This window comes from Empedobacter stercoris, assembly GCF_025244765.1.
Lineage (GTDB): Bacteria > Bacteroidota > Bacteroidia > Flavobacteriales > Weeksellaceae > Empedobacter > Empedobacter stercoris.
Genome location: NZ_CP104209.1, coordinates 2,343,742 through 2,361,183, shown reverse-complemented (window position 1 = coordinate 2,361,183; position 17,442 = coordinate 2,343,742). Strand labels below are relative to the sequence as shown.

Genomic DNA, 17,442 nt, shown 5'->3' with positions numbered 1-17,442 from the left:
TTTAAAATCTTCTTTTAGATTTTTTTTATTTATAAAATGTTTATATCATTGCTTTTACTTTAAAGAAATGAAAAAAAATGGTTACTAAAATCTCTAAATTTATATCTTCTGCAATTTTACTATTATTAATTTATTTTAATTTTAGTGAAAATTTATATATAGTAATCTTAATTATTTCTTTCATCTTCATTTTTAAAAAAATCACGCATAAAAAAGATTGTTTATAGTCTATTGAAAAAAAACTAAAACACTTCTTTGTCTAAAATAGATTTAGTTTTCCTGTATAGCAAATTACTTATCTTCTTAAAAAAATTCATCCCATTTGTAATTCGTGTTACACTTCATTTTAAATAAAAAATCGAAATTGCATCAAAATATTAAACAATGAATAACGATAAAAAAGCTCATTAGGAACATATATATGACGTAAAAACTCCACAAGAAGTTAGTTGGACACAAGAAAAACCCGAAACTTCTTTAAATTTTATTCAATCATTTTCGGTGGATAAAACAGCAAAAATTATTGATGTTGGCGGTGGAGAAAGTAAATTAGTTGATTTTTTATTGGAAGAAGGATACGAAAATATTTCGGTTTTGGATATTTCTGCAAATGCATTAGAAAAAGCTAAAAAACGTTTGGGAGATAGAGCTAAAAAAGTGAATTGGATTGTTGCGGATATCACCGAATTCGAACCTACAGAACAATACGATGTATGGCACGACAGAGCTGTTTTTCATTTTTTAACAGAAGATAATGACATCAAAAAATACCAAGATTTAGTTTCGAAAGCGGTGAAAGGCAAAATGGTTATCGGAACTTTTTCAACAAATGGACCTTTGAAATGTAGCGGTTTAGAAATTAAGCAAAACGATGAAATTTCGTTAACATCTACCTTTGCTGCTGATTTTGAAAAAATAGAATGTTTTACGATAGATCACATAACGCCATTTGATACGATACAAAATTTTATTTTTTGTAGTTTCAACAAAAAATAAAATGCGTTAGGGATTGCAGTGGAAATCCTTTGCTGTAGAGCAAAGATTGAAACGGAAAGCCCGCTCGAACGCCCAAAACATAAAAATCATCTGCTTAATTAAGTAGATGATTTTCTATTTGTAATACCTTATTGTATACTGCATTTTCTTTTTTGATATCGTTCAAAATCCAGTTTAATTCGGGATCAATTCGCTTTATTTTATGCTCTAAAGTAGGTTTAATCTCTTGATTAGGATATACACCATGTCCCATCTCTTCTCGCTTTTCGATAGGCGAAAGATAAACTGTTCCCACCGACATTTGTAGTTTTGAATGAGGTAACGTAAACTTAGGCATCAAACCAGCCACCGTTCCATTAAAATCGCCTCCAGTTTCTTCTCCAACAAAAAATGCACGATTCTTGAGTTGAAGATTCGCCGAAATAAGCGAAGAAGCGGAATACGATCCTCCATTGATCATCACATACAAATTCCCTTTGTAAATAAGCGATTTGTCTATTTTTACAAACGAGAAAGGCAGGTGCAATTCGTATTCATTATCCGAATTTTTGGATGTTGCAAAGTAGGTATAACCAGATCCCAACCAAAGTAACGGGTAGGAATAAGTGGGAAAAATATTGTACAATGATTTTCCAAATGAAGTCTTATTGGCAACAATTTTTTTACCTAAAAAAGACTTCGAATCATCGACCAAATACGCATACAAATAATGTGCATCTTTGATGAATCCGCCCCCGTTATTGCGAAGATCCAGTACCAAGTTTTGAACTTTATGATTTTTGATATCTGTAAAAACTTCTTTATATAGCTCTTGTATCTTACCTTTTCTAAAATCAGTTACTTTTAGTACTGCAATAGTACTGTCGTTCGTAGGAAAAGATAAATCTTTGGAATAAGCTGCCGAATTTTTGGAGTATCCGTACGTTTTTTGCTTAATTCGAACTTTTCGGTCGATTTGCTTTTGTTCTTTGGTGATTTTTGGAAGTTCCTTTTTCTCAGTTTCTTTTGATTTGGGATAAGTCCTAAATGTTTTTTTTCGGATTGGTTTATTCCCCATTAAAAAAGTAAGTTCGACTGAATCTTTAATCCCCTGCTCTAATGTAACATAATTCAAAAATGTTCGGTTGAATACATTATCTGTAAAAGTGGTGTTTTTCCCATCGCCAAAAATGCTTTTTTTGTATTTATCGTATAGATATTTTGTTGGAATATTATCTATAAAAACTAATGCTGAACCAGGATTTATTGGATTTATTTTAGACTGATCATGTACCAAAAAAACTGAATCATTTTTCCAAAAGAAACTATAATCATTAAACGCTGACTTTGAATCTTTGTATTGCTTTATTTCCTTTTTATTCAATCGTTTATAAATCGGATAAATATATGTATGTCCGTGCTCTAAACTTTCGAAAATCGGAAAAAACTTAATGTAAAAATCATTTGGTTTTAATGATTTTGTAAGGGTCTTTTTTAAGCTGTCAAATTTAAAATCTAATTCATTTTGAGCAAGATACATATCCAATTTTGGATGATATCTTTTTAGTTTTTTGTAGGCAAAATCAACGTCTTTCTTTAGCTTATTTGCTGGGATTTTTTTATCAATATGTGCATTGTATTTCTCCACAGAAACACAACTACACATTAAAAAGAGAAACAAATAAGTAAAAAGAGACGTTAATTTCATTCGGTATTCTAATAAAAGATAGAAAGTTACAATTTTGATGTTTTAGTTCGGTAATTATTTTGAGAAATCATTTTGATTTTCATGTTATTGACCTCCATTGTCATACTCATTGGTCCAGAAAAAGTTGATTCGTTAATGTTTTGATCGAAAACATTCATCGTTAAACTTCCGTTTAATTTGTACTCGTCAAAGTTAATATTTAACTGACTTGGCATTTTTATGTTACCAACCGAAGTCATTTCTACACCAAAATAAGCTTTTCCATCTGCAATTTTTAGTAATTTATACACTCCTTTAATATTCATCTCGATATCAACACCTTGCTGCAAAGGCATTTTGAAAGGAATTATCACTTCGTGCATATCCCCAATCTTAAAAGTTTCTTTTGGAAAAATCATAAACATAGACATCGAATTCATCATATTATCGTACAAATCTTTCATGTTCGATAAATCCCCTGTCATTTCATCCGATGAATATTGTCTTCCTTTCTCGTTCTCAACACCATTAATCTTGATTTTCAACAATTCTTTTGTTATAGCATCTTGATCCATTGGAATTTCTTGTCCATTGACATTCATTTTAGAATCTAACTTTTTGTAAAAAATTTCGAAAGGTAAATCACCTTCTTTATCCATTTCTTTTGTAACGGTTAAAGTTTGAAAACTCATGTCCATTTTAGTTTCCACTTGACTCAATTCATTCGAAAGTTTTTCGTCACCTGCCATTTGCATCTGCATGTTCATCTGCATATCCATGTCCATTTGATAGGATGATTCTGGGTGAAATTTCAGTTTGAATTGAAATGTTTCTTGTGCAAATCCTACGATAGAACTTGACACCATTAAAAACGTTGTAATTATTTGTTTCATTATTGATTTATTTAACTTCTTGATAAAATTCTTGAATAAAATTTTCCATGTATAGATGACGTTTTTCTGCAATTTGTTTTGCTGTTTTAGTGTTCATCAAATCTTTTAATCTAAATAATTTATCATAAAAATGTTGTACACTTGATGCATCTTTCGAGTTATCATACGGATTATACAAAATGCTGCCTACGCTCCCACCATAAGCAAAACAACGCGCAATTCCGACAGCTCCAATTGCATCCAAACGATCGGCATCTTGTACTATTTCTGCTTCTATTGTAGTTGGTTTATTTCCTTTACTAAACGAAACTTGCGAAACAATTTCTAAAATACGTACAATCGTTTCTTCCTCAACCTGAATAGATGCTAAAAACGCTCTAATTAACTTTTCAGATTTATCTACTCCATCATGCAATTTATAATCACCAATATCATGTGTCCAAGCAGCTAATTCGACTAAAAAAGGGTCTGCATCTTCAGTTTCTAAAATCTTTTTAGCGTTCGTTACTACACGTTCGATATGAAAATAATCGTGTCCAGTTCCTTCATCTAAAAAGGTTTTCTTGATATAAGCTTGTGTTTGAGCAAGTATGTCTTTTTTATTCATGCTAAAAAATATTTTCGAGTTTAAAAGTACATCAGAATCGTTATTCAACAAACTTGAATCTTCAGAATTAATTTAATCATCACTTTTAAAAGAATTATTTATAAAAAAATTGTATATTTGCACCTCAAATTTGTAAAACGGGACGAGTTCCCCAAATAATTAGTTATACTATGGCTACAAGAATTAGATTACAAAGACATGGTCGTAAAGGAAAACCATTCTTTCACATCGTAGTTGCTGACTCAAGAGCAAAACGTGATGGTCGTTTCATCGAAAAATTAGGTACTTACAACCCAATTACTAACCCTGCAACAATTGAATTAAACATTGATTCAGCTGTAGAATGGTTACAAACAGGTGCTGAGCCATCTAATACTGCTAAAGCTTTATTATCTTACAAAGGTGCTTACATGAAAAAACACTTATTAGGTGGTGTTGCTAAAGGAGCATTTTCTCAAGAAGAAGCTGAAAAACGTTTTGAAGCTTGGTTAGAAGCTAAAGATGCAAAAGTTCAAGCTAAAAAAGACGGTTTAACTTCAGGTGCTGCTGCTGCTAAAGCTGCTGCATTAGAAGCTGAAAAAGCTGTTAATGATGCGCGTGTAAAAGCTGCTCAGGAAGCTGAAGCTGCTGCACAAGCAGAAGAAACTCCTGCTGAAGAAGCAGAAGGTACAACTGAAGAAGTTGCTACAGAAGAATAATTTTTAAGTTCAGAGAAGTTCCAGATGACAAAAAATGATTGCTACTATTTAGGTAAAATTACAAAGAGACACGGTTTCAAGGGTAATTTAATCATTCATTTGGACACGGACGAACCAGAATTATACGATACTTTGGAAGCAGTGTTCATCGAGAAAGATGGTACACTGGTTCCATTTTTTTTTGAAACCTCTCAGCCTTATCAAGGCACAAAATTATTAGTAAAGTTTGAAGATGTTGAAGACGAAGAAGTCGACAAGTTAATCAATCGTGAACTTTATTTACCTCTTAAGTCGTTACCAGAACTTTCTGGAACAGACTTTTATTACCACGAAATTGTTGGTTTTACGATTTACGACCAAACAAATACAGAAGTTGGAACGATAAAATCTGTCAACGATTCTGCTGCTCAAGCTTATTTCGAAGTGGATGCAAACGGAAAAGAAATCCTAATTCCGATGATTGACGAATGGATTCTTGAAGTAAATCGTGAAGAAAAAGCAATGCTTATTAATATTCCTGATGGTTTATTAGAAATTTATTTGGGGTAAATCCTTATCTTTCATTTATTAATATTTTCAATAAATGGAAGAACTTATTCATTTTACTAATTCCACTCCATTCCACGGACATATTCATTTGATGTCTTTACAATTCGATGCTTTTAACTCTAAAATAGAACTAATTATTCAAGTCCGATACGATAATTATGATCACTTGTGGGAAATAAAAGCAGAAAATGTCATTGATTATAAAAACTTTAATCATTGTTCATTAACCCCATTTTTTCGAATTAAAGAATATACTAATCATTTTCTTGTAAAATATCATACAGAAGCTCAAATTACAATCAAATTAGATAAAATTCCTGATAAAAATCCAATTCTGTTAGGTAAAATTCATAGTTTTCTCAAAAAAGAAACTGGGTTATGGATGAATCTAAATAACTTAAACAAACGATACATCACTTTTCCGAAATCTCTCTTTCATAAATTTAGATTATTTTGTGAATCAGAGAATTTAACATATGAAATGGAAGAAATAAGCAAACCTATTAAATCAAATCTAAAACTTTTATTTTTTGGAAATGATTTAATCGCTCCTGACAATTACAGTTTTGGACAAGCTTTTATTCTTGCTGAAAATTTTAAAGCAAAAAGACTTAATTAAAAAACAATCCCTCTATTTTTATTGTCAATTTCGTACCTTTGCAAACTCAATCGTAATTAAAAATGGAAGAAGAAAAAAAATCATTGAATTTTATCGAGCAAATCATTGAAGATGATTTAGCTAATGGGATGCCAAAAGAAAATTTACGTTTTCGTTTCCCACCAGAACCAAATGGTTATTTGCACATCGGGCACGCAAAAGCAATCTGCTTAAACTTCGGTTTAGGACAACGTTACAATGCGCCTGTAAACTTACGTTTTGACGACACTAATCCTGACAAAGAAGAACAAGAATTCGTAGATTCTATCCGCGAAGATGTGAAATGGTTAGGTTTCGAGTGGGCTGAAGAACGTTATGCTTCTGATTATTTCCAGCAGCTTTACGATTGGGCTGTTCAATTAATCAAAGAAGGAAAAGCGTACATCGACGATCAATCTTCAGAAGTAATTAATGAACAACGTAAAACACCGTTTGAACCTGGAATCGAATCTCCTTATAGAAACCGTTCTGTTGAAGAAAATTTAGCGATTTTCGAACGAATGAAAGCAGGCGAATTTGAAGAAGGAACACATGTTTTACGTGCAAAAATTGACATGACTTCTCCAAATATGAACATGCGTGACCCTGTGATGTATCGTATTTTAAAACGTCCTCATCACCGTACTGGAGACACATGGAAAATGTACCCGATGTACGACTGGACACATGGAGAATCTGATTATATCGAAGGAATCTCACATTCATTATGTTCGTTAGAATTCAAAAATCACCGTGATTTATATGAATGGTATGCGAATAATGTTGAGTTACCGAATCAACCTCAAAAACCAAAACAACGCGAATTTGCTCGTGGTAATGTTTCGTACATGATTACAAGTAAGCGTAAATTAATGAAATTGGTACAAGAAGGAGTTGTAACAGGTTGGGATGATCCACGTATGCCAACTATTTCAGGTTTACGTCGTCGTGGGTACACACCAGAATCTATCAAGAACTTCTGGAATACTGCTGGTGTTGCAAAACGTGATAATGTATTGGATATTTCGTTATTGGAATTCTCTGTTCGTGATCATTTAAATAAAATCGCACCACGTGTTTTTGCTGTAATTGATCCAGTTAAAGTAATTATCGAAAACTATCCAGAAGGACAAGTTGAGGAATTAGAAATTGAGAATAATCCAGAAGATGAAACTGCGGGATCTCGCATCGTACCTTTTACTCGTGAAATTTATATTGAACGTGAAGATTTTATGGAAGAAGCGCCTAAAAAATTCTTCCGTTTATCATTAGGAAACGAAGTTCGTTTGAAAGGTGCCTACTTTATTAAAGCAGAACGAGTTGAAAAAGATGCTGAAGGAAACATTACAACAATTTTCGCTACTTATGATCCTGAAACAAAATCTGGTAGTGGAACTGAAGCGTCTAAACGTAAAGTAAAAGGAACATTACATTGGGTTTCTGCAACAGAAAATATTCCAATCGAAGTTCGCGAATACGATCGCTTATTTACAGTAGAATCTCCGGATGCAGAGAAAGATGTTGACTTCTTACAATTTGTTAACCCAAACTCATTAACGGTTAAAAATGGATTCGCTGAACCAGCGCTGAAAAACGCTAAAGTAGAAGATAAATTCCAATTTCAACGCATTGGATATTTTGCTTTGGATCGTGATTCTTCTGAAAATAAATTAGTTTTCAACAGAACTGTAACCCTAAAAGATACTTGGGCAAAAGTAAACAAATAATAAATCTATTTCATTAAATATCAAGCTCGGACAATTATGTTCGAGCTTTTTTTATTATATTTAATAAAATTTAAAACATGAATAATAAACTCTATTTCATCATATTTACTGCATTTATTGCCTTATACAGTTGTCAATCATCTAAAAATGCAACCACAAATAACACACAAGAAATAGAACATATACAGCACTCAGATTTAATTGGAAGGTGGAAACTTGTAAAGCTTTCGGGAGGAATAATAGGTCGCGAACAACTTCCACCAACTAATATGGTTACAGTTTTAGAATTCACACCAACCGAAATGATTACAATAATTAATGGTAAAGAAACCAATCGTACAACATACACTATAGCGAAAGGCAAAAGTATTCATACGACAGAACTTGTTCCCATGATTTACACAAATGGAAACCCTTCGATGGGTAAAAGTTTTCAGGTAGATCAAAATACACTTGGGATTAACGAAGAATTTAATGACGGTTTTTATTATACCTATATAAAAATTGGCGAAAACGATGACGGATTACTTAGAGAATAAAAACTCCATCAAAAATTGGAACGAAGATGACCGACCACGAGAGAAATTAGCTTTAAAAGGACGTTCATCTTTGTCTGATGCAGAATTATTAGCGATTATCATGGGGAGCGGAAACCGTGATGAATCAGCTGTAGAGTTAGCAAAACGCATCTTAAACTCCGCTAATAAAAACTGGAATGAATTAGCTAAATATTCGATTGAAGATTTATGCAAATTTAAAGGTATAGGCGAAGCAAAAGCTATTTCAATTATCACAGCAATGGAAATTGGACGCAGACGAAATTCGCAAGAAGTTTTGGAACGAGATAAAATAACATCAAGCAAAGATGCCGCTACCATTCTTCAACAACAAATTGGCGATTTACCAAACGAAGAATTTTGGGTTATGTTTCTTAATCAAGGAAATCGAATCATCAAAACAGAACAGATTTCTCGTGGTGGAATTACACAAACTGCCGTTGATGTACGCGTAATTTTTAAACGTGCTTTAGAATTAATGGCAACCGCAATCATACTTTCTCATAATCATCCTTCAGGAAATCTCGTTCCAAGCCAAGCGGATCAATCAATCACTCGAAAAATAAAAGAAGGCGCTACGTTATTGGATATACAAGTACTGGATCATATTATAGTTTCTCAAAAAGATTTTTATTCGTTTGCGGATGAAGGCCTAATTTGATATCTTTAAGGATTATTGCATCACTATTTTGAATTCAAAAGTCATCATATATACTGAAAAAATCACTAATCGAATCAATTACATATTTGATTTCATTTTTCGTGAATTTTCTGGAATTGACTACAACATAACAACCAATTTTGAAGAATTTTCCAATTCTTTTTTACCCAAAATTAATTTTTCGAATCAAACTTTAGAAGTCGAAATCAATTTCAACGTAAATGATATTTTTCTCGAAACTAATATTAAAGAAAATGTTGATTATTCTAAATTGAATGAAATTGGAAAATCATTTTACTGGCTTTCACGTTACGAAGAATATAATGCGAAAACTGAACAATTTGATCAACATAATCGATTTTTAGGTTCAGATTTAGATTATTCTCGACCAATTGTTGATGAAATTTGTCTTGATATTCAACAAAAAATACAAACTAAATATCCTGAAATTTCTTTTAAAAAAAGAGTTTTTAAACAAATCATTACACATGATGTTGATTATGCATGGAAGTATTTGCACCATAATTCAACGATAAAATATGGTTCGCTTTTCAAAAAGATTATTAAGGGAAATATCAATGAAGCCAAGAAGCAAATCAATGTTTTAACACATCAAGAAAAAGATCCGTATGACACCTATAATTATTTAAAAGGGTTAGCTAAGAAACATGAAATCGAAACCATCTTTTTTTGGTTATTGGGCGATTATTCTTCTTTTGATAAAAATCATCATTGGAAAAATAAACCACAACAGGAATTAATCCGCACTATTTCGAATTGGGCCAAAATTGGGATTCACCCGTCTTATCAATCCAATGTAGATGCTAAGTTATTAACAGCAGAAATTTCTCGTTTAAAATCGATTACAAATAATTCCGTTAAATCATCTCGCCAACATTTCATCAAATTGAGCTTTCCTTACACTTATCAACAATTGTTAATAAATGAAATTTCAGAAGATTATACGATGGGATTCCCGCATCAGATTGGGTTTAGAGCTGGGACTTCTACTCCTTTCAAATGGTTTGACTTATCAACAAATCAACAAACAATGTTAACAATCTATCCTTTTGTTGCTATGGATGTTACGTTGAAAAACTATTTACTATTAACACCACAACAAGCTATTGATGAATTAAAAACATTGAAGCAAACAATTAAAAACGTCAACGGTACGTTTATAACATTGTTTCATCAATCTAATCTAACTGAAAATTGGGCTGATTGGCGAAAAGTTTATGAAAGTATTTTCAAATGATAAAGCGAGTTTCACGAAAAAAATTAGATGTTAATAAATACACCGAATGTTTAAATAAATCGGTGAACTATCGTATTTATGCGGAAGTTTTTTATTTAGATGCTTTGGTTGAAAACAATTGGGATTGTTATGTTTTGAATGATTATGAAGCAATAATGCCTTTGCCTTTTGTGAAAAAAATTGGGTTTAAATTTATTACACAGCCTATTTATTGTCAACAATTAGGTGTTTTTCATCAAGAAAATTTATCGAAAGAAACCTTTCAACTTTTTGAAAATAAATTACATCGAAATTTAGTGAGAGCTTATTCTTTTAATGAAGAAAATACAGAAATGTTTGAGCCGAAGGGAATAAAACGAGTTAATCAAATTTTGGATTTGCAACAAGAAATTCAATTAGATAATAAAACGAAAAAAAATATTAAATCGTTTATTAATAAAAAGGTTGAATTAAAAAGTAATCATAATTTAGAAGAAATTGTTAACTTCAAAAAAGCAAATACTAATCATAGAGTAGATGTAAATAAATTAACAACATTAGCTAAAGTTCTATTAAAAAATAATAAAATAAAGATCGATTCTTGTTATCAAAATAATGAATTAATTGCTTTTAGCATTTTTGTGAAGAGCAAAAAAAGAATTATTTATCTAAATTCTTCCGCTAATCACTTCGCTAAAAAATTATCTGCTCCTACAGGGTTAATATATCATCAAATAAAGAAAAATGATGAATTTCATTATTTAGATTTTGAAGGATCGGAGATTAGTAGTATAAATCATTTTTTCAAAGGATTTGGAGCTACAGAAAAATTTTATACCAACTATAAAAATTTGTAAAGTGAAATTCAAAAAAATTAAGAAAAAAGATTTAGATTGTTTTTTTCATTCCGATTTTTATAAAAATCTAACTCATGTTCCTTTAACCTTAAATAGATTAACTTCTTACGTTCACAACCCTTATTCTAATGAAAATGATTATGTGTTATATCTACTAATCGAAAATGAACAGATCATCAGTTATCGCACTTTATTACATGATAAAAATAGCAAAGACGAAATATTCGTTTGGTCAAGTGGTAGTTGGACTAATCCATCATTTCGAAAAAAAGGTTATTCTAAACAATTATTTCTAGAAGTTAGAAAGGATTATAGTGATAAAATAATTATCTATACAAGAAGTATTTCTTCTAAAATATTATATCAATCTTTTAAAGATTTATATTTTATTGAAGATCATCATTCAAAAGAATTACATTATGATTTTTCAATTCTGAACAAAAAATTTCCTAAAATTATTAGTTCTATTTTAAATAAATTTATCCGAATCAAAAGCAATAAAGAATATAAAAATCAATTTAAAATTTCTAAGCTTAATATTGACACCTCTATTTTTTTAGATGAACAAATTTCTAATGATTTATTCCCCTTAACTATTGAAAAAATAAAATGGATAAAAAACTATCCTTGGTTACATCAAAAAAGCGAAGCAAAAAATAGCAACCAAATTTTTGATTTTAGCTTTATTGATTCAAGTTTCAAATCTGATGCTTTTGAAATGACGAATAAAAATGAGCAAGTGACAGCTTTTTACTACAGAAATATTCGTCAAAATATTTTTTATCTTCATTATGTTTATTATCAATCAAACAAAGAAGCGTTAATGATTGCTGAAGCAATTTTAGAAGAATTTAATGGCGAAAAGCTTAGTATAATTGTTATAAGAGATAAAGTAATTCAAGATTATATCCGAAAATTACAAAAACCTTTGTTTATAAAATCATATAAAAATTTTCTCTATATTTCTGAAGATAAAAAATATCATTTAACAAAAAACATTCAACACGGAATTGGTGAATTAATTTTTACATAAATCATGATTTTTAAGAAAAATATATATCCTTTTTACCATACTATTTCGAATAAAAAATTGTCTTACATCAATAATTTATATCCTCTAAAATCTGTTGACCAATTTCAACGTGAGTTAGATTTTTTTCAGAAAAATTATACTAATATTTCTCTTATAGAATTGATTGATTTTTACAAAAAAAATAACGAAATTCCGCAAAATAATTATTTTCATTTAACATTTGATGACGGTTTAAAAGAATCTATTTCTATCATTTCACCTATTTTGAAAGAGCGAAATTTGGATGCTACTTTTTTTATCAATCCAAGTTTTATCAATAATAAAGAGATTTTTTATCGCTATAAAGTAGGACTTTTACTAGAGAAAATTTCGGATAAAAATTTAATAAATAAATTTTTAAATTTTTCTATTCATGACACTAATATTATCAATCAACTTGTTGAAGAATATGAAATTAATCTTGACGAATTGGATATTTATCTTAATCAAAATGATATTAATCGCTTAATTAATCTAGGTTTCTCAATAGGCGCACATTCCATGAATCATCCATATTACAAGGATATTTCTTTTCAAGAACAATTAGTTCAAACAAATGATAGCTTAGATTATATTCAAAATAATTTTAACTTAGATTATCGTATTTTTTCATTTCCTTTTACAGACGATGGTGTTTCAAAATTATTTTTTGAAAGTATAAGTTCTGATTTAACTTTTGGAACAGCTGGAATGAAAGATGATATAATTTCTACAAATATTCAGCGTTTACCAATGGACAATTGTTTATCTAATCCTGCTATATTTATCAAAAAAAAGAAGTATAAATTTTATCTTCAAAAAATATTGAATAAACACATTGTTTTGCATTAAGTTAATCACAAATAATACCTGAAAATTTGTAAATTAACTATCTAAATTATCTACCTATGCATAAATTTATTTTTTATAGTGTAATATTTTCTGTGTTTTCATGTTCTTCGCAACAAGGAGGATTAATTTATCCTAATCAGAATAATAATCAAACATCATCCAAAATAACTCTAAATAATCAAGAGCAATCAACAATTAACTCTTTTGTTATAACAAATGATTTGCAACCAATTACTTTACAAATAAATGTAATTATTCTAAAACGTGATGATGGAACGGGAAATTACGATTTGAAAAATCCCAAAGAAAAAACCGCATTAGAGAACTTTATGAATTTCACGAATAATGTATGGAGCCAATTTTCTCAACCTAATGATTTGACAGGATGTCATACAGGAAAAGATTTTTATCCAGATGCAAAAATTCGTTTCAAATATAATTATATCGAAATTAAAGATGATTATGCATGGAATTATAAAAATAGTGGTGCTGATTTACAGAAAAAAAAATACAGCGGAATAACGCCATACAGAGGTTGGTATTTAACTTATTTGGATGATAAAATTGCAAAAGACAAAACAATTCCTAGAGGAATAAATGTTTATTTGACAATGGACGGAGATAATTATGATCGATTATATAAAGTTAAAAGTAAAGATTATAACTTAAATGGTGTAGCTGCAGCAGAATCTCCAAGTAATAATTTATCGCAAAGCACAAGTATTCATATACCCAATCGCTACCTAAAATATTTATCGCACAGATACCAAGATCCTATTCGATTTAATAAAACCGTTCAAGAGACCATGTCTTGGGATGTAAACGATGCCCGCGGTTTAGCTCACGAAATTGGACATAGTCTTGGTTTAGGACATCACAACCAATACCATAATGCAAATGCTTGTAAATATACAATTATGTCTCAAGTTGGTCTAAATCCAAGAAATTACCTTCAACCAACTGAAATTTTAAAAGTTCATAAAAATCTTCGAGAGACCAATTTGATTCAATTTGCTACAGAAGACTCTTTTTTAGGAAATACTTTTTTAATTGATGAAAACACAAAATGGGATAAAACACAACGCTTTTATTCTAATTTAAAAATAGAAGATAATATCTCTTTAACGATTACAGAACCTATAGTTATTTCTCCACAAGCAACAATTATCTTTGGAAACAATTCAAAAATTATTTTCGAAAATAAAGGAAAGATTATTTATCCAAATGGAAATGATTTTAAAAATTACATTCATAAAAAAAGTAATTCTATTGTTCAACATTAATTTTTAAATCCACCGAAAATATTCGCTTTGGATTATCATAAAGTTTTAAGACATTTCCATCAAAGTTTTTGGGTGTGTAAATTGCACACATAGTATTCTCTACATGATATAAATTATCATGAAACTGCTTTGGAACACCTTTCAATATTGCATTTACTATTTCAAATCGAATATCCTCTGGCGAGAAACCATAGTCGTGCCAAATCACTATTGAATTCTCATGAATTAAATGTTCAAAAACATTTTTAGTATCAGAAACTACAAAATCAAAATGATGATTACCATCAATAAAAATCACGTCAAACTTTTTATTTAAACCTGCAAAATTAAATTTTGTAGAATCTCCTAAGTGTTGTTTAATTATTGAATTATTTCGAATAAAAAAACCATGTGCATTTGCATATTCTTTTGTAAAATTATACGTTTTATAATCGTTAATATCCAAATCTAACGTATTCAAATCAGCTGCAACATCAGTTAAATTAGCTATACTTTCTCCTCTCCAAGTTCCTATTTCAAAATATTTACATTGCTCAAATTCTTTACATGCATTTTTCAACAATAATAAATCTGTGATTAGTGAACCTCCATCCAAAAACGCAACAGTCTCTAATCTTCCATCAAAATTAGGAAACAATTGATCCAACGAAACTTGCTTAAATCCTTTTTTATAAAAATCTGGCGTTTTCTTTTCCCAGTTTTCATTTTGATTGATAATAACATTTAATAACCATGGATTTTTACATATCTGTAAAATTCCATCTATTGTTTTTAATATTTTTTTTGAAAATGACATTTTAAATACTTTTTAAATACTTTCTAAATAAATAACATGCATACAAACCTGAAATAACAAAGGTGAATAACATGCCAAAAGCAGCTCCTTCAATTCCATAAGAGGGAATTAGAAATGCGTCAAAAATAACTAAACTTATAATTGAAAGTAAGGATACTCTAACATTCCAATCAGATCTACCAATTGTGCTATTCAAATTAATGTATAATATTCTGAAAAGCATTCCTAATACAACAGCAATTGTTACAATAAAAAACACTTTATCACCTAATAAATAGGTTTGATTAAAGAATAATTTGATCAACCAATCCTTTAAAAAATAGCTTCCGAAAACTATGATAACTCCAAGAGGGATAAAGATTTTGTAATAATTTTTAATATAAAACTTCAAAAAGTTTTTATCGTGACAATTCTGAATAATTCGAGGAAAATCCGTTTGAAATAAAATGGTCGGAAGAAATAATAAATTCATCGGAAGAATAATCGCAACCTTATATAAAGCAATATCTTTATCAAGCATGAATAATGCAATCATCGCAATATCAATCGAAAATAATAATTCAGACGCAAAATAAGCTAACGATTCCATTCTACCATATCGCCACATTGCTTTCCAATTCATTGAAGTAATCTGATTTACAGCTTTTTGAATTATATTTTTTGAATAAAAAAACAAACTCAAAAATGGAGCAATCGCTAACGAAACCATATATCCAATCGCGCCAAAATAAATCGTTAAAATAAATGTTAGTAACAATCCAATACAATTGATAAAAATATTGAGAAATGCAAACTTCTTATTTTTTCCATTTATTCGATAATCGATTGTTAAATGAGATTGAAAAAACATTCCAAAAAGACGTATTGCAAACAATAAAATAATCCATTCTAATTGCTCAAATTTAAGCGTATAAATATTTGCAACTGCTATAAAAATTAGAGCTAATAAAAATTGATAAACCATTCCATTCCTCAGTAACTTACGACTCAAATCTTGTTTTATTTGCTCATCATTTTCTCCTGCACCAAATTTCATTAGAACCTGTAACGAGCCAAAACCACTCCATGGAGACATAAAAGCTACAATTGAAGCAATAAGTGTTATTCGACCAAATTCATCTTGCGGAATCATTTTCACAATAAAAATTATATTAATCAACATGACTAATTTTTCTATCAAAAAAGATAAAAAAACGTAAAAGCCATTATTTTGCAAAAATGATTGTATAAATTTGATTAAATCTTTCATTTCAAAACTTCTGTATAAATTTCATTATAATGTTGGGCAATTTCTTCTTTAGCAAATAGCTTTCTTGCATAGTCATTCATCTTTTCAGCTTCTGCAAATTTCTTCCCTTTTATAACCTCAATCATCGCTTCAAACAATTGATCTTCATTTTCAGATTCGATTAAAATTCCAAAATTATTCGGAAAAAACTCTTCAATACCACCAACTTTCGTCGCAATTAATGGTAATCCTGTCGCAAAAGCTTCTGCTTGTACACAAGGTTGGTTTTCGAATCGACTAAATAACACAAAACAATCTGCATCATTCATCTTCTGATTAACTTCATGATGTTCTAATCGTCCAAAAGTTGTGATATAATTTTCTAACTTATGTTCTTTTATAAAATGTATAATTGGAGTTAAATCACCATTTCCTCCTATATAAAATTTAAACGAATAATTGTTTTCTGCTAATCTTTTTGCCACATTCAACATGCCTGAGATATTTTTGTGTTGATCACCTAAATGTGATAAATGCAAAAAACGAATTTCGTTAGAATTTAAATCTAATTTGTAATCAAATCTTTCTAAATCAACAACATTTGGAATTACTTGATAAGAAACTTTATGATTAATCTTTTTTATAGATTCTCCTAAATGAGTGGAAACAGGTAAAACTATATCAACAAAATTAAGAATTTTCTTAATCGCCAAGCGCTTATAAAACGGAAGTTGAATAAATTTATTCGGATGCAAATTCGTCCAATGTTCTGTTAAAATAACAGGTTTTTTATATTCTATTTTTAAGTAGGTTAATAATAAACCCGCTGGATAAATAACATTCAAATGAATTACATCAAAATGATTAACCAAAGCAATACCCTTTAGAAATGCTCTAATTTGTTTAATCAAATTAAACGGACCGAAAAAAGATGGTTTAAAATAAATAATTATCTCTCTTACATTTTCATTGATATTATCTGTAATCTCAAAATCAGATTTCAAATTTTGGTCCTTAATTGCATGTACAAGTATTACATTATTTAAAGTAGATATTGCTCTTAAATGGCGTTGTATAAAATCTCCATTATCTAAAAGTACACGACTTGGGTACCAAGAAGCCAAAGCTAATATATCTTTTCGCAAAT

Annotated in this window: 18 protein-coding genes; 12 read left to right on the top strand and 6 right to left on the bottom strand. The window is 29.6% G+C overall.

The features are described 5' to 3' along the window. The first annotated feature begins 501 nt into the window (after positions 1–501). On the top strand, positions 502–996 hold the full coding sequence (locus NZD85_RS11180; protein WP_317619455.1) for a class I SAM-dependent methyltransferase: 495 nt from the start codon (positions 502–504) through the stop codon (positions 994–996). Positions 997–1,090: 94 nt separating this feature from the next. On the opposite strand, the gene NZD85_RS11175 is transcribed toward NZD85_RS11180, so the two are convergent. The 3 genes from NZD85_RS11175 to NZD85_RS11165 form a co-directional block, all read right to left on the bottom strand. After that, positions 1,091–2,623, bottom strand: coding sequence for a S41 family peptidase (locus NZD85_RS11175; RefSeq protein WP_260541855.1), 1,533 nt, complete (start codon positions 2,621–2,623; stop codon positions 1,091–1,093). Between the two features lie 86 nt (positions 2,624–2,709). Further along, positions 2,710–3,555: a hypothetical protein gene (locus NZD85_RS11170; RefSeq protein WP_260541854.1), complete on the bottom strand. Its 846-nt coding sequence runs from the start codon at positions 3,553–3,555 to the stop codon at positions 2,710–2,712. A gap of 7 nt (positions 3,556–3,562) precedes the next feature. Next, positions 3,563–4,162 (bottom strand): HD domain-containing protein, encoded by a 600-nt coding sequence (locus NZD85_RS11165; RefSeq protein WP_171623801.1) that lies wholly within the window; start codon positions 4,160–4,162, stop codon positions 3,563–3,565. 170 nt (positions 4,163–4,332) lie between these two features. On the opposite strand from NZD85_RS11165, the gene NZD85_RS11160 reads away from it, so the two are divergent. The 11 genes from NZD85_RS11160 to NZD85_RS11110 all read left to right on the top strand — a co-directional run bounded on the left by NZD85_RS11160 (position 4,333) and on the right by NZD85_RS11110 (position 14,271). Then, positions 4,333–4,860 carry a 30S ribosomal protein S16 gene (locus tag NZD85_RS11160; RefSeq protein WP_171623802.1) on the top strand — a complete coding sequence of 176 codons (528 nt, stop codon included), beginning with the start codon at positions 4,333–4,335 and terminating at the stop codon, positions 4,858–4,860. Between the two features lie 24 nt (positions 4,861–4,884). Next, positions 4,885–5,409: a ribosome maturation factor RimM gene (gene rimM / locus NZD85_RS11155; RefSeq protein ID WP_260541853.1), complete on the top strand. Its 525-nt coding sequence runs from the start codon at positions 4,885–4,887 to the stop codon at positions 5,407–5,409. Between the two features lie 34 nt (positions 5,410–5,443). Next, positions 5,444–6,028 carry a hypothetical protein gene (locus NZD85_RS11150; protein WP_260541851.1) on the top strand — a complete coding sequence of 195 codons (585 nt, stop codon included), beginning with the start codon at positions 5,444–5,446 and terminating at the stop codon, positions 6,026–6,028. Positions 6,029–6,090: 62 nt separating this feature from the next. Then, positions 6,091–7,773, top strand: coding sequence for a glutamine--tRNA ligase/YqeY domain fusion protein (locus tag NZD85_RS11145; protein WP_188319292.1), 1,683 nt, complete (start codon positions 6,091–6,093; stop codon positions 7,771–7,773). Between the two features lie 77 nt (positions 7,774–7,850). Further along, positions 7,851–8,312: a hypothetical protein gene (locus tag NZD85_RS11140; protein ID WP_171623806.1), complete on the top strand. Its 462-nt coding sequence runs from the start codon at positions 7,851–7,853 to the stop codon at positions 8,310–8,312. After that, positions 8,290–8,991, top strand: a complete 702-nt coding sequence (gene radC / locus NZD85_RS11135) for a RadC family protein (RefSeq protein ID WP_260541850.1) — start codon at positions 8,290–8,292, stop codon at positions 8,989–8,991. Before NZD85_RS11140 ends, radC begins: the two co-directional genes overlap by 23 nt. 28 nt (positions 8,992–9,019) lie before the next feature. Further along, positions 9,020–10,249: a polysaccharide deacetylase family protein gene (locus NZD85_RS11130; protein WP_260541849.1), complete on the top strand. Its 1,230-nt coding sequence runs from the start codon at positions 9,020–9,022 to the stop codon at positions 10,247–10,249. Next, positions 10,246–11,085, top strand: a complete 840-nt coding sequence (locus NZD85_RS11125; RefSeq protein ID WP_260541848.1) for a hypothetical protein — start codon at positions 10,246–10,248, stop codon at positions 11,083–11,085. Before NZD85_RS11130 ends, NZD85_RS11125 begins: the two co-directional genes overlap by 4 nt. Before the next feature lies 1 nt (position 11,086). Beyond that, positions 11,087–12,118: a hypothetical protein gene (locus NZD85_RS11120; RefSeq protein WP_260541847.1), complete on the top strand. Its 1,032-nt coding sequence runs from the start codon at positions 11,087–11,089 to the stop codon at positions 12,116–12,118. A 3-nt stretch (positions 12,119–12,121) separates the two neighbouring features. Beyond that, positions 12,122–12,988: a polysaccharide deacetylase family protein gene (locus tag NZD85_RS11115; protein WP_260541846.1), complete on the top strand. Its 867-nt coding sequence runs from the start codon at positions 12,122–12,124 to the stop codon at positions 12,986–12,988. Positions 12,989–13,044: 56 nt separating this feature from the next. Beyond that, positions 13,045–14,271, top strand: a complete 1,227-nt coding sequence (locus NZD85_RS11110) for a zinc metalloprotease (RefSeq protein ID WP_260541845.1) — start codon at positions 13,045–13,047, stop codon at positions 14,269–14,271. On the opposite strand, the gene NZD85_RS11105 is transcribed toward NZD85_RS11110, so the two are convergent. From NZD85_RS11105 to NZD85_RS11095, 3 genes are read right to left on the bottom strand one after another with little or no spacing between them, the layout of a single operon-like run. Continuing rightward, complete coding sequence (locus tag NZD85_RS11105; protein WP_260541844.1) at positions 14,255–15,067, bottom strand: class I SAM-dependent methyltransferase; 813 nt, start codon at positions 15,065–15,067, stop codon at positions 14,255–14,257. The genes NZD85_RS11110 and NZD85_RS11105 overlap by 17 nt on opposite strands. Before the next feature lies 1 nt (position 15,068). Next, on the bottom strand, positions 15,069–16,316 hold the full coding sequence (locus NZD85_RS11100) for an oligosaccharide flippase family protein (protein ID WP_260541842.1): 1,248 nt from the start codon (positions 16,314–16,316) through the stop codon (positions 15,069–15,071). After that, a complete protein-coding gene (locus tag NZD85_RS11095; protein ID WP_260541841.1) occupies positions 16,313–17,440 on the bottom strand; it encodes a glycosyltransferase in 1,128 nt (375 codons plus the stop codon). Before NZD85_RS11095 ends, NZD85_RS11100 begins: the two co-directional genes overlap by 4 nt. Positions 17,441–17,442: the final 2 nt, after the last annotated feature.